Origin of the sequence: Psychrobacillus sp. FSL K6-1267 (genome assembly GCF_038003265.1) — a bacterium.
GTDB classification, from domain to species: Bacteria; Bacillota; Bacilli; order Bacillales_A; family Planococcaceae; genus Psychrobacillus; species Psychrobacillus faecigallinarum.
The window spans coordinates 2,557,997-2,576,195 of sequence record NZ_JBBOOR010000001.1; the positions used below are offsets into that span (position 1 = coordinate 2,557,997).

General features: G+C 34.5%; 14 protein-coding genes. 4 read left to right on the plus strand and 10 right to left on the minus strand.

Translation table 11 applies throughout. The features are described from left to right. Positions 1 to 6: 6 nt before the first annotated feature. Positions 7 to 936 (minus strand): formimidoylglutamase, encoded by a 930-nt coding sequence (gene hutG / locus MHB55_RS13030; protein WP_191696800.1) that lies wholly within the window; start codon positions 934 to 936, stop codon positions 7 to 9. A gap of 119 nt (positions 937 to 1,055) precedes the next feature. Here hutG and MHB55_RS13035 point away from each other — a divergent pair, with 119 nt between their 5' ends. Continuing rightward, positions 1,056 to 1,934, plus strand: coding sequence for a LysR family transcriptional regulator (locus MHB55_RS13035; protein ID WP_191696799.1), 879 nt, complete (start codon positions 1,056 to 1,058; stop codon positions 1,932 to 1,934). 530 nt (positions 1,935 to 2,464) lie between these two features. After that, complete coding sequence (locus MHB55_RS13040) at positions 2,465 to 2,884, plus strand: pyrimidine dimer DNA glycosylase/endonuclease V (RefSeq protein WP_144535609.1); 420 nt, start codon at positions 2,465 to 2,467, stop codon at positions 2,882 to 2,884. Between the two features lie 62 nt (positions 2,885 to 2,946). Here the strand turns inward: MHB55_RS13040 and MHB55_RS13045 are convergent, their stop codons facing one another. The 4 genes from MHB55_RS13045 to MHB55_RS13060 all read right to left on the minus strand — a co-directional run bounded on the left by MHB55_RS13045 (position 2,947) and on the right by MHB55_RS13060 (position 8,294). Further along, complete coding sequence (locus MHB55_RS13045; RefSeq protein ID WP_340863412.1) at positions 2,947 to 4,410, minus strand: alanine/glycine:cation symporter family protein; 1,464 nt, start codon at positions 4,408 to 4,410, stop codon at positions 2,947 to 2,949. Positions 4,411 to 4,442: 32 nt separating this feature from the next. Then, positions 4,443 to 6,038 carry an amidohydrolase gene (locus MHB55_RS13050; RefSeq protein WP_340863413.1) on the minus strand — a complete coding sequence of 532 codons (1,596 nt, stop codon included), beginning with the start codon at positions 6,036 to 6,038 and terminating at the stop codon, positions 4,443 to 4,445. Positions 6,039 to 6,184: 146 nt separating this feature from the next. Beyond that, positions 6,185 to 6,784: a YitT family protein gene (locus MHB55_RS13055; RefSeq protein WP_154310508.1), complete on the minus strand. Its 600-nt coding sequence runs from the start codon at positions 6,782 to 6,784 to the stop codon at positions 6,185 to 6,187. A 604-nt stretch (positions 6,785 to 7,388) separates the two neighbouring features. Continuing rightward, the gene (locus tag MHB55_RS13060) at positions 7,389 to 8,294 is read right to left on the minus strand and encodes an HNH endonuclease (protein ID WP_144535596.1); all 906 of its coding nucleotides are present in this window, start codon (positions 8,292 to 8,294) and stop codon (positions 7,389 to 7,391) included. A 392-nt stretch (positions 8,295 to 8,686) separates the two neighbouring features. Between MHB55_RS13060 and MHB55_RS13065 the strand changes: the two genes are divergently transcribed. Next, positions 8,687 to 9,691, plus strand: coding sequence for a nucleoid-associated protein (locus MHB55_RS13065; RefSeq protein ID WP_154310507.1), 1,005 nt, complete (start codon positions 8,687 to 8,689; stop codon positions 9,689 to 9,691). 236 nt (positions 9,692 to 9,927) lie between these two features. Here MHB55_RS13065 and MHB55_RS13070 read toward each other — a convergent pair whose 3' ends face one another. From MHB55_RS13070 to MHB55_RS13090, 5 genes are all read right to left on the minus strand, one after another. After that, positions 9,928 to 11,175, minus strand: a complete 1,248-nt coding sequence (locus tag MHB55_RS13070) for a dicarboxylate/amino acid:cation symporter (protein ID WP_144535592.1) — start codon at positions 11,173 to 11,175, stop codon at positions 9,928 to 9,930. 603 nt (positions 11,176 to 11,778) lie between these two features. After that, positions 11,779 to 12,960 (minus strand): NupC/NupG family nucleoside CNT transporter, encoded by a 1,182-nt coding sequence (locus MHB55_RS13075; RefSeq protein ID WP_144535590.1) that lies wholly within the window; start codon positions 12,958 to 12,960, stop codon positions 11,779 to 11,781. 523 nt (positions 12,961 to 13,483) lie between these two features. Next, positions 13,484 to 14,317, minus strand: coding sequence for a permease prefix domain 1-containing protein (locus MHB55_RS13080; protein ID WP_340863414.1), 834 nt, complete (start codon positions 14,315 to 14,317; stop codon positions 13,484 to 13,486). Between the two features lies 1 nt (position 14,318). Further along, complete coding sequence (locus MHB55_RS13085) at positions 14,319 to 14,654, minus strand: PadR family transcriptional regulator (RefSeq protein WP_144535586.1); 336 nt, start codon at positions 14,652 to 14,654, stop codon at positions 14,319 to 14,321. 121 nt (positions 14,655 to 14,775) lie between these two features. Then, entirely contained in the window at positions 14,776 to 15,999 is a 1,224-nt protein-coding gene (locus tag MHB55_RS13090) for a DUF819 family protein (protein ID WP_151113603.1), read from the minus strand. Between the two features lie 432 nt (positions 16,000 to 16,431). Between MHB55_RS13090 and dhaK the strand changes: the two genes are divergently transcribed. After that, the gene (gene dhaK, locus MHB55_RS13095; RefSeq protein WP_151113601.1) at positions 16,432 to 18,183 is read left to right on the plus strand and encodes a dihydroxyacetone kinase subunit DhaK; all 1,752 of its coding nucleotides are present in this window, start codon (positions 16,432 to 16,434) and stop codon (positions 18,181 to 18,183) included. Positions 18,184 to 18,199: the final 16 nt, after the last annotated feature.

Genomic DNA, 18,199 nt, shown 5'->3' on the forward strand with positions numbered 1-18,199 from the left:
CTTTGGTTATTCGAAGCTATTCATAATTACTTCATTAATAAAGTAAGCCCCCAATTTTGCTGTTTGATTATTTATATCGAGTGTCGGATTAACTTCACAGATACTGAAACTTACAGTGTTTTTATGCGAAATCATCTGACGTAAAATGTCACGAACCTTTAAAGTGGATAAACCAAATGGAGATGGTGCACTGACGCCTGGAGCTTCTGCAGCACTTAAGACATCCATACAAAGAGTAACGAGTAATACATCATACGCATCCATGAACTTATTTAAATCCTTAGTAAACTGAGGTGAATCCAATTGTTCATCTAAAAAATACTGAACATTATAATTAGCCGCTGTATCAAATAATGCCGTCGTGTTTCCATATTGTTGGATGCCACATACAAAATAATGTGCATTTGGATCCTCGTCTAAAATTTGCTTAAACATAGTGCCAGAAGAGGTTTGATTGTCATAAGAACGCATATCAAAGTGCGCATCAATATTAAGCAAACCTATGGAAGCGTCTGGGCCTACTGCTTTACGCACCCCTAAATATTGCCCGTATAATGTTTCATGCCCGCCTCCAAGTACAATTGCCTTTCCCTTTGTTAAAATGTCAGAAACTTTATCTCCTAGTTCCCGCTGCGCCTGCTCTAGTTCATGGCCCTCACAAACGATATCTCCCAAATCGAATAAGGAATTTATATGAATATGATTACGCCATGGCAACGATGATAACTGCTTGCGTAAAGCAAGAGGAGCTTCTTTTGCACCAATACGCCCATTGTTACGTCGAACACCTTCATCGCAAGAAAAACCTATCAATCCAACTATCCCTTGTTTAGTTATGGATTCCGTTTTAACAATTTGATGATAACGAAAGTAAGTCGGTTCCGTTTCATGATCTATGCGGCCTTGCCAAACACTCAAATCAGTTTTTTTTAACAATATGTTTCGACTCCTTATAAACTGAAAAATTCATGTTTTCATTATATTTATATATATTTATAATAACAAATACTATTTTTTTATATTATAATAGTTTAAAACTATAAATGAGGTGTGAAATGGATTTACGAAGGATGTATTACTTCAACGCTATAGTAAAATATCAAAGCTTTTCAAGAGCAGCAAAAGCCTTACATATATCACAACCTTCATTAAGTAATGCTATAAAAACACTAGAAACAGAAATCAATGCCCCGCTTATAGAACGTACAACCAAACAATTTCGATTAACAGAATTAGGTTTACAATTCTATGAACGTTCGAAAAGTTTACTTGCTCAATTCGAAGTAATGGATACCGAGTTAAAAGAGTTTGCAAAAGGCGAGCAGTTAGAAATTCGATTAGGCATGATCGAGTCAGCAAATTACTGGTTTTCACAAGTAATTATTACCTACCAAAAACAATACCCACAAAACCAAATTACATTAATGGATACATTGTATAATCAAACCGTCCGTCAAGCGTTATTGGGTTTAAACGTACATGGTGTCATAACTAATCAGTATATTGTAGATCAGGAAATAAAAAGTGAATTGTTATATACCGAGCCTTACGTCGTGTTAAGTAAAAAAGATCATCCTTTTGCTACGAAGGAGAAAATATCACTAAAAGACTTTGCAGAAGAAGCATTGATAATAGGTATGCCAGAATTTCAAACCAGTGCACAAATACTAAAAGCTTTTGAACAGGAAAATGTCACGCCGAATATTCAATATAAAATAGAAAGATTTGAAATGATAAAAGTATTGGTAGAGGAAGGGCTAGGAATTGCCCTCCTGCCTGAACACTATGTCAACCACCATTTATCAGAAAGCTTAATATCACGCCAAGTACAAAGTAAGTTTCTAAATCGAAATGTGTATTTAAGCACTATGAAAGACCGCACTTTTCCGGAGAGCATATTAAAGCTATTTGACCTAATAAAGACAATGCACTAAATAAATACAGCAATAATACAAACGCTCTAGAGAATTACTGAGCGTTTGCTTTCTTTTAATGAAAATGAAAAAAATCTTACGGATTAACATAGTTAATTATATAAAAAACCCTTCAAATTTTCTTTCTTATAATGGGAGCGAGCAGAACGTTTAATATTTCAGTCTGATATTTTTTAAAAAATTTCTATTCTTTATGATTAGCTTTGCCAGAAGGCACTTTTGCCAATTGGTAGGTTGCAGGAGTAATTAGATTATATTTTGGATCTAGCAATACGGAAATTTTCCGTTTGCCTCCCAGAAAGAATGCAACAATAGCAAGACAAATTCACTCAATCAAAGTCAGTGTATTGTAGTATTATAGAATAACAGGCGTCCTGAATAAAAACAGGGCAAAATGAAAAGTATATGTCTAAATCCACTTTTCTTACCGAAGGATGATAACAGGAAATCGCTAATGAAAAAAAGATCAGGAAATTAAAACAAGACTGTCTATTTTCACGATAAATAGATTGAACAGGAGATGATTTTGTTTGCGCTTATGGCACCAAAGTTTACTAAGGAATTTGCCAAAATCTCAGCTGTTGGCACAGTGGCGTGAGTTAAATAGTATATTTGCTAAGGAAGACAGACATATTTTGATAAATTATATTTATGACTATCCGAAAGAGGATTTGTTTGCCTATACACAACTTGTTCTAAATGAAATGCGTGCTCGCAACATTAATATTAGGACGCTAGATAAAATGGAGCGTTATTTCACAGATGTACCTTTTGAACAAATAACGGATCCATTCGTTCATCATCATAACGAGGAATATTTCGAGATATGTTATTTTAATCTAAAAGAAAAATACATGCGAGGACAAAAGGATTTTGATGCGGAGCGGTATGAGGCTTTAACGGAGAAGTATGAAGAAATTTGTTCGTCCCAGTGTAGTAAACAATCATGAAGGTTCTTTTGTTCGAACTAACACGATTGTTTCTAACACAGAGACACCTTTATGAGTGAAGTTTATTTGTTTTTCTTTTTTAATCTGTCCTCATAAAACACATTAAAGTTAGGGTCTACAACACCTATGTTTAAATATCTAGCCTTATAGTCTCTTAATAATTCAAAGAATTTTTTACTTAAAAATAACAAGACAACTAAGTTTACAAAGGTTGGAATTGCTGTAGTGATATCCGCAAAATACCATACCGCTTTACCTGGTAGATTAAAAGTAACCGCATACACAACCATTAAAAACCCTGGTATTGGGTAAAGCCATTTAAACCATAGTAAAATCTTATATTTTAACGTTAACTTCTTCTCATCTCCAAAGACGTGTCTTAATAGAATTTCATAATACGTATACCAACCAGTAGATGTAGTCAGGCCAAAAAGAAATATTGAAATAGTGATAACGTATCTACCAAATTCACCAATCCCTATTTCAAAAGCAGATAGCGTTAAGGCTGCACCATCCAGTCCAGATGACCAAACACCAGTAATAATGATTGTAAATGCCGTAATAGTACAAACGATGATTGTATCTACAAATACTTCCACTGCGCCCCACATTCCTTGTTTAATAGGATGACTCGTTTTAGCTGTAGAGTGAATCATTGGAGAAGTTCCCCAGCCCGCTTCATTACTGTAGACAGCACGAGCTACCCCCATCCGAATTACTTGGGCAATTGCCGCTCCAGCGAATCCACCTACAGCAGCGATACCAGTGAAGGCACTTTCAAAGATTAAACTAAACACCGGAATGATCTCCGAATAATTCTTAAAAATTATAAACAGCCCTGCCAATACGTAGAAAATACACATAAATGGAACGAGTCTACTAGCAATTTCACCAATACGTTTAATCCCACCATAGATAATAATATAAATGAGAACTAAATAAATAAAAGAAGCTAGAATCATACCAATATCAAAAGAAGAGCTTAATGCCTCAGAAATCGTATAATTTTGAAGAGTGATAAAGAATGTAGTAAAAATTCCAATTCCGAAAAGTATAGCTGGTACTTTCCAATATTTAAAGTTTTTTTCTTCACCAAGTCCCTTTTCCATATAATAAGTAGGTCCTCCAAAAGGATCACCTTTTTCATCGGTATTGCGATAATAAACCGATAGAGTTACCTCTACAGTTTTAGTAATCATCCCTAGCAATGCAGTAAGCCACATCCATAATACAGCACCTGGTCCTCCTATTGCTATAGCTGTTGCCACTCCACCTATATTCCCTACACCGACACTGCCACCAATAGCTGTACTTACAGCTTGAAAAGGTGTCAGTATACCCTTAGAATCCTCTGATTTATCTCTTTTCTTAAATAAATCGCCGAAAGTCACCTTAAAAATATGAGGCAAATAACCAAATTGGAATAGTTTACTACCAATTGAAAAGTAAACTCCTACAAACAAGACCGTGAAAATTAGTGGAAGACCCCAAAGCCAGCCTACTATTGTTTCTAATATCGCGTCCATGCTTCATCCCCCTATTAAATTATTTACATACGCTACTTTCTGTACTTGATAACACCGCCAATTACTGTCATCTCAACTTCTGTTTCTAAAAGTTCATCTGCACATTCCATACTAAATGGATTTTTGTTGAGTACTGTCATATCTCCAAGCTTTCCTCTTTCTAGCGTTCCTTTCATATTCTCTTCATTCGTAGCATAGGCACCCCCTACCGTAAAAATTTTAAAGGCTTTATACATGGAGAGTTTTTCTGCCTCATTATAACCATTATGATTTTCCCCAATTTTTTTACGGGTAACAGCTGCATGAATTCCTAATAAGGGATTTAACGGTTCGATAGGTGCATCTGAGCTTCCGGCTGTAATGACACCTTTTTCTAGCAACGTTTTAAATGGATAAGACAAATTAGCTCTTGACTCTCCTAACCTATCAACAATCCAAGGATAATCGCTTGGTACAAATTTAGGTTGTATATCGATTATGCGATTAGGACTTTTTAATCGTTCGATTAATTGGTCATTTAGAATAGACACATGGATCAATCTGTCCCTGTAGGCAACTGGCTTCAGTTTGTCGAGATTATCCAGAACATCTATCAAAGCCTGGTCACCGATGGTGTGGACAGCTATCGGCATATCAAATTCTCTACAATTTCTCATTAGTTGCAATAGCTCTTCCTTCTCATACATAGCGTTCCCGTAATTACCTGAACTATCTGCATAGGGCTCGGACAAAAGTGCCGTTCTACCTCCCAATGCACCATCTGCAAAGAACTTTATAGCACCAATCATCACTTTATTGTTTCCATACCCTGCATACATTCCTGCATCCTTTAATTCTTCCAGGTATTTATAGTCCATTAAAAGATTGCTTCTAGGACCAATCCCCTCTTGATTTATTAGTTCATTAAATAGCTTGTAAGTTTGCTTAGCACCATTCAAGTAAGTTGGGTCGTTCGTATGAATACCTGTTAAACCAACTCTTAAAGCATCCTCCAGCCCCCACTTTACAGCATGCTTAAGCTGTTCATAGCTTTTAATAGGAATACGATCTGTAATTATAGTAGAAGCAGTTTCAAGTAATAGTCCAGTGGGTTTATTTGTTTCGGTGCTTGTAACTACTGTTCCTCCATACGGTACAGACAGCTTATCATGATAACCACTTTGCTCTAGAGCTTTTGTATTCACTAGAAATGCATGACCACAAACTCGCGGAAGAAATAATGGAGAGTCGGGTGAGACATAGTTTAGTTCTTCAATTGTTGGAATTTGTTTATCAGGAAATATATTCTCATCCCAGCCCCTCCCTAATATCCATTCTCCAGGTTGAATTAACCTGGCCTTATTGCTTATTACATTAAGAAGCTTCTCTTTTGACTCTATACCTGTCAGATCTAGCTCTTGAGCATTAATACCAACGCTCGAAATATGTAAATGACTATCTATTAACCCTGGAAACGCATATTTACCGTCCAAATCTATGACTGTTGTATTATCCCTTCCCCATTGAAGCATCATGTCTTCATTGGTTCCTAAATCTATAATTTCTTCATCTTCGATTACTATAGACTGTACAAGAGGTTCTTCTAAATTCATCGTAAAAATATTTCCGTTTGTATACATTATTCTCATATGACATTTCTCTCCCCTTTTCATCATAATTTGATTCTATTAATTTATTTTAATATTCAGATAAAATTAATTCAATTTATATTATAGAATTTATTAAGAAGAGCAGATTAGAACTAGGTAGAAATATATCTACTATAGCTAAAACACTATGCTGTTATAGGTGAATTAGGATGGGGTTTTGTTTTTCTAGCTATGAGACTAGTTGACAGAGCAACAGACAAAATGGTCATGATTGAAAGCAAAAAGGAATCCATAGACAGCAATAATCCACCTACAACTAATACTAGTGAGTCAATAACAAAAATATTTATACCTACGTTTACACCCGTCTTTGCACTTATAAACTGTGCAACTAAATCAGTCCCCCCAGTACTTGTCCGATATCTAAGCATAAAACCTATACCAATTCCCACTAGTGACCCACCAACTAAAGCACTAGGAACAGATTCCAAGATCACTAGCTGACTAAATGGTTTAAATAAGTCAATAAAGAAAGAAGAAATGATCATTCCATGTAGACTGTTATAAAAATATTCTCGATATTTATACCAAGCGACAACAAAGATGGGAATACTAAATAGAATAATTGTCGCACCAGTCTTAACTCCCCACAAATAGTTAAAAATTAACCCTATACCTATGACTCCACCATCTAGTATTTCATAGGGAACTAAAAACAAATTGATACCCAGGGCTATAAAGATACTGCCAAAAATAATAACTAAACCCTTTTTAAATAAATACATATTAACCTCCACTGTCTGGATATGTATTTAATTTATGATTGGAAAGAGGACAAAATGTCTAATTTCAAATCGTTATTCGGAATATAGGCTAATAAACCAAATAGAAAGAGATTTATATTTGTGTGTTGTAGATAAGATGCTATTAAGATATTAACTCAATTAAAAAAGGCTAGCTGTGATAGTCACTAGCTAACCTATTAATAGGAGAAGTAATTAGATACAATCGCACTGATAGTATGCACCGAAAATGGATATTAACTTTGAATTGTTCCCCTGATAAACTTGGAGAATAAAGATCTTTCTCCATTCCATAAACCCCCTTCTTTTTTTGCATAATTAGATATCAGAATTTTTTAAGATGATATCTCTTGACTGCTCGTCACTGAACTAACCTCCTAAAGCAATTTACAAAATGAATAATATATCTTTTGATGCAAGATGCTATTTTTAAATCTAAATAATGTATACATAATTTTCTATTTATTCCATCATAAAGTCAAATATTTCTATGAAAAATTGTAATATCAAAGATAGGCTAGTCAAAAAAAATTGCCCTATCCTCTATCTAAAAAAGCTTTCCATCCTTTTCAGGATGGAAAGCCGATTATTTTAATACATTTTTTTTATGCCATTTAAAGTACTTTTTATTTTCTTCTTTTCTATTAATGCGCATCTTCGAATGAATTCGATATTTATCGTAATCCCTTTCTTCTATACGGGCAGAAATATGGATTTTTCCTTGACCATCAAATGCTATATACCCCTTCTCATATAAAGCCTCATGATTATAACAAAGCAATATTCCATTATAAGGGTCTAGCCTTTCTTCCTCAGTACTATCCTTCCAAGGTTTTGATGGGCAAGGATGTAATAGTTCAGGAGAGTCGATGTTGCATATAGCACATTGGTTATCCCATATAGGGGAAAGCGTCTGCTTAAATTTCTGAAGTCCTTTGCGAATTTTTACTTTTGCTTCAGACTCCATTACTGCAATAATTTGTAGAAGTCGATTAGGTTCCTTTAATAGAATCGAACTAATAGCAAATTCAAGCTGCTCCTGTTTTTCTAAATTTACATTGTTGTCAGCTATTAACTCTAAAAGTTTGATGGCCAATTGTTCATTACACGGGTAAAGATATCCCTGGTTACCATCCCCGTTTTCTTGAAAGGCTGAATATTTTATCGGAAGAAATAGCTCTATCTCCTGAAAATTATCCTTAATATTTAATGGAGTATTTAGTTCCTCGTATGAAGTTTCTACCTTATTACCAACTTTTTTATAAAGAGCATCATAGGGATTTTCTGCTTCGTAACAATCTTTTTTAGCAATACTGACAGCTACAATGTCACCTTTTACGTAATGAAAAATACAATCCCCTGCTTTGACTTCCTTCATTCGCTCCCAAAAATGTGGATGCATACCACTTTTATCGACCTGTTTAGACCAAATAATGTTATTTTCTTTTTCTTCTATATACGTTTGTCCTTGCATGACGATATAAAAATTCATATATATGTACCTCTACTCTCTTAATCCATATATATATTATAGCAAAAAATTATCAATGCATTATACGATCAACTGTCTTCCAATTTTAGTTAGATTGATTTAGTTAGAAGGCCGCCTTCGCTATAAGATATATGAACACTGTCTTTGTTGAAAAGAGCAGCTAGCGGTTATTCTCTCACCTATCTTTAGGGGGATTCATCGGATTCGCTTGACGAAAATACTGAAACAAAGGGCGAACGGTTATAAGTCTTTGCTCATTGGATTTAATACTTTTAAGGAAACAGGTTTCTCTTACCATCCTTTAACAAAAATAAGTGAAAAAAATATATGAAAATAGCTTCTAGAATATGATATGGTAGAATATCTAGAACTCTAATATAGAAGGTGAAGAAGTGTTAGAAGTAAATGAAAGTAAGTTAGATCGATATATAGTGCATTATGTAGGCGATTCACTTGTTTTAGGTGACGAAATATATTTACAACCAGAAGTTATGCTAGAGGCTGCATTCACACAATTGGCATTTAACAAAGTAGATTTTGAGCAACAATATGATTTCTTCCATCAAACAGACCTAGGGCTAAATGAAGTTTACACATATGTAAATAGCATTTTTGATAACAAAAATAATTTCCTAGAGCAATCAAAAAATATTGCAGTTCATCTACAAAGCGTTTCTCAGCATCCTAATATAAAAAACGGAGAATTATTTATTGGATTGTTTGAAAACTGCATATGGAATACAGAGACTAAAAAAGCTCTTGCTATCGTTAAAATTGATGAAAAAGAGATGTATTTAGATATTAAAAATGAACAAGACAAAGTAATAGTAAACGGTGTAGATGGGATTAACGTAAGGAAAATCAACAATATAGCAGTAATCATTGATATGGGTCCAGATGCAGCCCCTGCAATTTTCATGAAAACAAAGAAAAAGGAAGATGTTGTTTACTGGCAGGAACGTTTTCTGAATATTAGAGTGGCAGATGAACACTTCCATAAAACTAATTTAGCTTTAACAGAATGCAAAAAACTAATAGTTAAAGAAGAGAGCTTCACGAATACCGAAAAGCTTGGACTACTAAACAAAACGCTTGATTACTTTAGAAATGAAGAAACATTTGAAGTTGACGAATATATTGAAACGGTTTTTGACAATGCAGATCAAACTCAAAAAGATATTATAGTTAATTCGGTGAAGCCATATGAAACTGTCATATCTGAAAGTGCAATTGCTAAGTCAGAAAAAATTTATAAGCGAAAAATTAAGCTGGATTCCAACATTGAAATTCAAGTGAATGTTCGGGATATTGATCAAGTAGATCAGCTTATAGAAGTTGGCTATGATGAGGTTACCAAGCGAAAGTTTTATAAGATTTATTTTCAGGAGGAAGTATAGAATTATATTGTCACTGCTGAGAAAAGCTAGAGACTGCTCAAGCTACAATATAATTTTAACAGAGTATTACATGGGATAAAATAATCGTGATAGCTTTCCTAGGAATCAGCGAAATAACCCATTATACTTGCCATGTCAATTCCTCTCCTCGCTCGAGTTAATAACATTAAATCTACAAAAAAAGCTATCTCAAGTTGTGATTATTCATCCTTGAAATAGCTTTTTTATATTATTACTTAATTAATCGTAGAAGTAGATTCCACTGTTCTAGATTTCTGATGTTTCTTTTCACTTTCAGTTACATAAAGTGCACATGTTAAGTCACCTGTACAATTGACCATTGTTCTTGTCATATCAAGTAATCGGTCAATACCAATGATTAATGCGATCCCTTCCACGGGAAGATTAACAGACTCTAGCACCATCGCTAGCATAATCATACCAGCCCCTGGGACAGCTGCTGTACCGATTGAAGCAAGCACTGCTGTCAAAACAACTGTAAGCATTTGGACAAACGATAGATCTACTCCATATACCTGAGCAATAAAAATTGTCGCAACCCCTTGCATGATTGCTGTTCCATCCATATTAACTGTCGCCCCCAAAGGCTGAACAAAACTACTGATCCCTTTTGGCACTCCCAATTTTTTTTGTGCAATCTCCATAGATATTGGTAAGGTCGCACTGCTACTAGAAGTACTAAACGCCACTGTTAAAGCAGGTAAGTATTCTTTAATGACCTTCAACGGATTTTGTTTAGCTAAAAGCTTAAGTGCGGAACCATAGACGATAACTGAATGAACTAGTAATGCTAAAAAGACGACTACCATATACATAAACATTACTTTTAGAGCATCAAAACCTTGCTTCCCTACAGCTGAAGCTAGTAATCCAAATGTGCCAATTGGTGCAAACTTCATCACTAATGTCACTAAAAACATCATTAATTCATTTGCCTGCTCCATAAACCTTTGGACACTTTCCACTTTGCTTCCTAAATAGCTAATTCCTAAACCAATAAATACCGCAAAGAAAATAATTTGTAGCATATCTCCACTAGCCATTGCTTCAACAGGGTTAGCTGGAATTATTCCAAGCAATGTTTCTGAAACTGGTGGTGCTTCTGCAGCTTCGTACTCAACTGATCCTACATCAAAGTTTTCACTGTTCCCTGGTTGGAAAACAAGTGCTAATACTATCCCTATAGTAATCGCTACAGCGGTTGTTGCTAAAAAGAAAAGCATTGCCTTTCCGCCCATACGCCCTAACGATTTTGGATCTCCTATATTAGCAACCCCTACAGCTATTGAGAAGAATACTAAAGGTACTATTAACATCTTAATAAGATTCAAAAAGATTGTTCCTAGTGGTGTAAACAAATAACTATCTGCCGTTTTAAAAAATTCTGGTGCTACGATATTTAAAATTACTCCGACAACCGCACCAAGTACTAAAGCCCACAATATCCTAGTTGCTAATTTCATTCAATCACCCTTTACTAAATATATAATCAAAAAATTATTGGCAGCTTAATAGAATATTAGCTAAATAGATTATTCATTGTTCTAGTTGAAGTATTCTGCATTAAGTAATTTTTCCGACAAATTATTATGTAAAAATATTATAGTTGAATAAATTTCATAATTTCTGTTTTTATGAAAAAACACGAACAATTACATGCTTTTCTAGCAATATAAAATATTTCATTGAGGTGAGCGATAAGCCAACACCACCCTCCGCTACAATGAACAAATAAGAAATGTGCATATTTAATTGGTAAAGTGCTATTTATGAAATTAACTCAGCCAACTTTACAATATTGTATTATCACCTAGAATCAACGAGTAACTAATTTTTGTAATGCTAAATTTCCATAAAAACCAATAATCTTCCAATAACAACTAAATCTATACTTACTAATATATAAGTACCACAATTAACTACAATCTAATCTAAAAATAATAAAAAAATTAGAAATCTATTGGTTCCTTCATTTATGTTAAATAAATATCTTAGTTCGATACACATCTTTATAAAAAAATAGCATCATTCCCAATAAAGAGAGTGACGCTATTTAAGATTGAAGCTTAAATAAATATCCCAACTAAGGTTGCAGTTAAGAAAGAAACCATGGTAGAAGCGACTAATAACTTAAGACCATGTTTTGAAACGATAGAAGCTTTTTCTCCGTTGATAGCTTGTAGAGAGCCACTAACTATTCCAATAGAACTGAAATTCGCAAAGCTAATTAAGAATACCGAAACTACTGCAACTGTTTTCTCAGAAAGATTAGGAATTTGATCTCTGAATTGAAGCATTGCTACAAATTCGTTAGTTGCAAGCTTCGTACCCATCGTTTGACCGGCTACTAAAATTTCGCTTGCAGGTACACCCATTAACCAAGCAATCGGCGCAAATACATATCCTAAAATTTCCGTAAACGTTAAACCGATCGCAGCTTGGAACCCTGCGTCTATTAACGCCATTAATCCTACGTAAGCAACTAGCATAGCTGCTACAATTAAGGCCACTCTACCTCCATCTAATGCTCCCATTGAGATAGATTCAAATAGAGATTTTGCTTGAGATGCTTCTTTGATGTCGATAATTTCTTCTTCCTTAGAAGAGTCAGGAGCAATAATTATACCAATAATCAAACCTGACAATGCATTTAGAGCCATTGCACCTAAAACATACTTAGCAGGTAACATAGTGATATAAGAACCCATAATGGATGCAGATGCAGATGCCATAGATGTGATTGTCATCACAAACAACTTGTTTTTGTCCATTTTAAGTACGTGTGATTTAATAGCTAAGATTCCTTCTGATTGACCGAAGAAAATATTATTTACAGCATGGAAAGTACTTACACGTGAAAGCCCTGTAATTTTAGACAGGAATCCTCCCAAATATTTAATAATAAGTGGTAGGACACGTAAGTAAGTTAAAACTGAAAGTAACATAGAAGTAAAAATTAAAATTACTAATACATTTATAAAGAATACTGAGCCGCCTTCTGGGACCCAACCTCCAACTACGAAGTTTACCCCTTCACGCCCTATATTAATAACTTTTGTAAAACCATTACCAATACCTTCTATTACAGTCAGTCCCACAGTTGTCTTGAACATGATTAAAGTTAATACGACTTGAAGAACTAACATAACTCCAACAGCTTTAAAATTAATCGCTTTCTTATCATTACTAATTAAGTAAGCTAATCCAAAGACTACAATTAATCCTATTATTCCTATTAAAATTGACATTCTCTATACCTCAATTTTTATTATTTTTTGATTATACAACTTGTTGTATTTTCTTAGCTCGTCTTAGCATCAAGGTATCAAATGAAGAAATTATAAATTTTTAGAAAACCATTTGTGACCGCTTTCAAAATGATGTGAAATGCATATATTTATTGACTTAACTTTGCCTGCTCGTTTCACTTATCTTGTAAGACAGCAAACAAAAACGCTTTCAAATAATTCGAATGAGATTTCCTTTAAAAACCAACATTATACCTTCACTGTCTCTTGATACTTTTACGTCATTTTGTCATTCTACATTGCGAATATTATAGAAGTCAAATAATTGATATTTTAAAATCTTTAGAATGACTAAATGCCTAATATTCTAAATTTTCCTTTGAATTGATATAAACGAATTAGTTATTTAGTCTTTTTTCTAATATTAGAGTATATATTAGTTCAAATTTCTCAACAAAAACAAAGGAAGAATGAGTATTTGCCATACATCATTCTTCCTCTATAGGTTTATTTTTAAATTTTTTTAAGCCATAACTTTTCTTTTACCAACTAGATAATATACTAAAAAGCCAAAAATATTCGATAAAGCAAATATGATAATCCAAGCAATATTTAACCTCTTCTGATGATAAGCGTTGATGGTTGCCCAAATTGTGAACAAAGTCCAATAGATTGTTACTCCCACAAATAAAATGATTGTCATCACTTTACTAAACACTCTTTGCTCCATACTAACGAACCACTGATCATCTCCATTCCCATATGGATAAAAGGCTGGCTTTAGCCATTCAGGGGACCAAACTGCTTGATTTAATTTATAGTCTGGAGTTGCTTCTTCAACATATTCAAATACATTCGAGTAGTCGCCAGGTTTCTCACCCTCTTTGACTCCCCTCACATCAAATATCTTAACAGTAGTTATGAAATCAGTTTTTATTATAGAGTTCTCTATCGCCATTATCATTTCAGGTGTAATAGTAGTTTTGTTTTCTAAAACTGTTGCTATCTCTGTTGCTACATTAGATATTTGAGACGATTGCTCTTCTGCATTTTGCCAAAGCCAACCAAAAACCGATAAAAATAAAACAAGGAAAGCTAGTGATAAATATAAAATCCATTTAGCAAATACTTGTTGGGCTTTAAACATTTCACCAAGAATGGTACGAATTTCTTTTTCCTCTCCGAATCTGGATATGGCTATTTTAACAGCTTCCTCTTCAGTTATACCTTCTTGTTTTAAATCATGGACAGCTTCTAATAAATGAGTTCTCATCTCAGCTTTCATTTCAAGAATCTCTTTCTTATTTCCTTTTGTGTTTTGATAAACAGAATTAACAAATAAATCTACTTGTTTCAAATTAATCTCCTCCTTCCAAAAAAGAATCCATTATTTTTTTTACAAATAACCATTCATTGCATTTTTCCTTGTAGCCCACTTCTCCAAGGGAAGTAAGCTTATAATATTTTCTTCTTCCACCGGGCCCTTGTTCATCACCCCAATAGGACTCTATCCAATTGTTTTTCTCCAATCTTTTTAAAGACAAATAAAGTGTTCCTTCCTTTAGTTCAAAAAGATTGTTACTTTTCTCTCGAACGATTTTAGCGATTTCATATCCATAGCGATCGTTTTTCTGTAACAGAGATAATATGAGTGTATCAATATGCCCCTTCAACACCTCTTTATTTATTTCCATTTTTTACACCACCTTACTATTATTTATAAATTATATTACCTAATAATGCAAGGTATTATTTATTTTGTACTAACCAAAAAAAATAGCATTGCGACTGCAATGCTATTTTTATAAAATTATTTTACATAAAGCCCTCTAACCACAGTCCTAAGAAAGTACCCACGTAGTTTCCAATTATATATCCCAGTGTTCCAACAATTAAGATTGGTCCTACTAGATTACTCCATCCCTTTGCAATTGCCAGTGCTGCGGCTGTAGTGGGACCGCCGATATTTGCATTTACTGCTAACAGTGTTTCCTCAAGTTCAAATTTAAAGACCTTCGCCCCTACCAAAGATACGATTAAGTTGATTGCTACAATGATAAAAGCAAAAATTAGCAATAACGGTGCATTTTCTATGATTAATGGAATTGAAGCAGGAATACCAATCACTACAAAGAAAATATGTATGAGATAGGTTCCAATTTCTTGGCTCCCACTTAATGAATCGAAGAATTTAGGAAACAGTAAAAGAGCTAGGAAAGTGAATGTCGTTAACATTAAATACTGATCTCCTATTAATCCGTTTAACAGGTTTAGTAGAAAGTTTACATCTTCTCCAGAAGGAATAAGAGTATCAAACCAAGTAGATACCTTTTTAGCTAAAATAACTAATGCAAACGCCGTTCCTACCGACAAAGCTATATCCTTTAGGGATATCTCCTTCGCCTTCCAATAGGCTTTTGACTGATTTACTTGATCCTTATTACTTTGAGATTCTAACTCATCTATATGTGGTGTTTTATACTTTTTACGGAAAAATTGCATAGTAGGAATAACCATTAATATAACAAAAAGAAGCGCCATATTTAAGTTGTCTGCAACTACCGCCGATGAAACTAACTCCCCCGGCGTTTCAAACTTAGCAGACATTGCTGCAAAGTTAACCCCTCCACCTATGTAGCTAGCACTGAACATAGCAGCCAGCTTATTGAGTAATGGTATATGATCCTTTAATATAAAAAATGCTATAATTGTTCCAGCAACAGTACCTACCGAACTTATTAAAAATATCATTAAAAGTCTGCCGCTTTCCTTAAACAGCTTTTTAATATTCACATGAAATAATAGTAATGGTATTGCAAGTGGAACAATAATGCTCCATACCGAATCATAAACAGCGGATTCAGTTGGTATAATCCCCGTGTTAGATAAGAGTATGGCTATCAATAAAGCGATAATGGCACCAGTTATTTTCGCCGCCCAGCTAAATCTCTGCTCCAAAAAAATACTCAATGAAGCAACGATAACAATGATTCCCCAAAGTGTAAGTGTGTCATCTGCTTGGATTAGTGTATTTCCCATAAATTCCTCCTAGTTTAGTTAATTTCATAATAGTACTTTACCAGTAAACACGAGCTTTGCTCTACGAGTAATTGGAGCTGCAGGCGGTGATGGCTTATCACTCACCCCACGGAAAGCGTCCCCCTAAAGCGTAAATCAATTACATTTTACTCGTTGACAGCATTTAGATATCATTATTCTCTTCTCGATTGTTCGTGTTCTTTATAATTATTGGAATTATGAATTTAACTCATTTGAATATAAATTTTATGTTTTATACTTACCCTCTAGAAAACACCAACTTTCTTTTTCTTTAATTCTATTATATTCGTAATATTTAAATTTTCAAAATTTTATTTCCCTCGAGTTATTGGATAGCTTTCAATAGTTGTATTATAATTTAGTATGCTACATTAATGCAGAACTAAATTAGTTATATAAGGAGCAATACATATGAAAAAAATCATGAACCAACCTGAAAACCTTGTGATGGAAATGTGTAATGGATTAGTCTTAGCACATCCAGAGCTAGAATTTTTAAAGAAGTACAAAATTATTAAAAAGAAAGCTATCGATGACAACAAGGTAAGTATTATTAGTGGTGGCGGTAGTGGACATGAGCCCGCCCACGCTGGATTTGTTGGTAAGGGTATGCTGGATGCTGCTGTGTGTGGAGATATATTTGCTTCACCCTCTCAAATACAGGTTTATCAAGCCATTAAGGCTACGGCTGGTCAAAAAGGTCTTTTGATGATTCTTAAAAATTATAGTGGCGATATGATGAATTTTAAAAATGGGGCTGCTTTAGCTTCTGAGGATGGCATTCACGTTGAATACGTAAAGGTAGATGATGATATTGCAGTAGAAGACAGTCTTTATACTGTAGGTAGACGCGGAGTTGCAGGTACTGTTTTCGTTCATAAGATTGCAGGTGCTGCTGCCGAAGAAGGTAGAGAACTATTAGAGGTTAAAAAGACAGCGGAAAAAGCTGCAGCTAACGTACGGAGCATAGGTATAGCTCTTACCTCTTGTACTGTACCTGCAAAAGGTACGCCAACCTTTAAATTGGCAGAGGATGAAATAGAGTACGGAGTAGGAATTCATGGTGAGCCAGGAATAAAGAGAGAGAAAATGCTTTCCGCAGATGAATTGGCAGAGCGAATGACCATGGACCTTTTAAAAGACCTCGGCGTGAATGAAAAGGATGAGATTGCGGTATTAGTCAATGGGTTTGGTGCAACTCCACTACAGGAATTGTATTTGTTAAATAATTCAGTTGTACGAGTGCTATCACGTAAAAATATTAAGGTGAATCGCGTTTTTGTAGGCAATTATATGACAAGTATTGATATGGCTGGTGCCTCCCTTACTTTCATGAAGTTAGACGATGAATTAAAAAACTTACTGTCTAGTCCTAGTGATACACCCTCTTTTAAAATAGTTGGACCGATTGATTCCGTCGAATATATTGAAGTTATTGAGGAAGAAAGCGAAAAGCCAGTCTCATTTAAAACAGAAACTAATGAAGGTTTTTCTGTGATTCAAAATGAAAGATTATCATTACCCAACATGATCTACCTTGTAGATAAAATGAGTGAAGTAATAATAGATAATGAAGTACCTTTCTGTGAGTTAGATTCTCATGCTGGAGATGGAGATTTCGGAATGAGTGTTGCAAAAGGATTCAAGCAATTGAAGCGAGAATGGAGTGATATTATTCAACAGCCCGAACTTACTATCGGTTCCTTTTTACACTCATGCTCTCTCGTTATTATGGAGTATTGCGGTGGGGCATCAGGACCAATTTGGGGCTCTGCTTTCCGTGCGGCTGGAAAAATAACAGATGGCAAGATGGAATTAACTATAGCTGAGTTTGCTGAAATGCTACAAGAGGCAGTGAAAGGAATTCAATCGACTGGAGAGCGTTCATTTGGTAGAGGGGCAGAAGTTGGAGATAAAACATTGATTGATGCGTTAATACCTTGTGCAGATTCATGGATGGATAGCAGTTCATCTAGCACAACATTTAAGCGAGCATTTGAACAAGGAGCTGCTGCTGCAGTCTTAGGTGCAGAAAAGACCAAAGACATTGTAGCTCGTATGGGTCGTGCTGGAACAGTAGGTGAACGAAGTCTTGGTTATCCAGATGCAGGTGCTTTTGGATTAGGGGTCATTTTTAGCGAGCTTGCTCGTTCCATTAAATAGAAAAAAATAAACAGAC

Bases quoted from the DNA above. Each gene is read 5' to 3' on its own strand.
- MHB55_RS13035 (WP_191696799.1), top strand. From the start codon at position 1,056: ATGGATTTACGAAGGATGTATTACTTCAACGCTATAGTAAAATATCAA.
- MHB55_RS13045 (WP_340863412.1), bottom strand. From the start codon at position 4,410: ATGGACGCGATATTAGAAACAATAGTAGGCTGGCTTTGGGGTCTTCCA.
- MHB55_RS13050 (WP_340863413.1), bottom strand. From the start codon at position 6,038: ATGAGAATAATGTATACAAACGGAAATATTTTTACGATGAATTTAGAA.
- MHB55_RS13055 (WP_154310508.1), bottom strand. From the start codon at position 6,784: ATGTATTTATTTAAAAAGGGTTTAGTTATTATTTTTGGCAGTATCTTT.
- MHB55_RS13060 (WP_144535596.1), bottom strand. From the start codon at position 8,294: ATGAATTTTTATATCGTCATGCAAGGACAAACGTATATAGAAGAAAAA.
- MHB55_RS13070 (WP_144535592.1), bottom strand. From the start codon at position 11,175: ATGAAATTAGCAACTAGGATATTGTGGGCTTTAGTACTTGGTGCGGTT.
- MHB55_RS13075 (WP_144535590.1), bottom strand. From the start codon at position 12,960: ATGTCAATTTTAATAGGAATAATAGGATTAATTGTAGTCTTTGGATTA.
- MHB55_RS13085 (WP_144535586.1), bottom strand. From the start codon at position 14,654: ATGGAAATAAATAAAGAGGTGTTGAAGGGGCATATTGATACACTCATA.
- MHB55_RS13090 (WP_151113603.1), bottom strand. From the start codon at position 15,999: ATGGGAAATACACTAATCCAAGCAGATGACACACTTACACTTTGGGGA.
- dhaK (WP_151113601.1), top strand. From the start codon at position 16,432: ATGAAAAAAATCATGAACCAACCTGAAAACCTTGTGATGGAAATGTGT.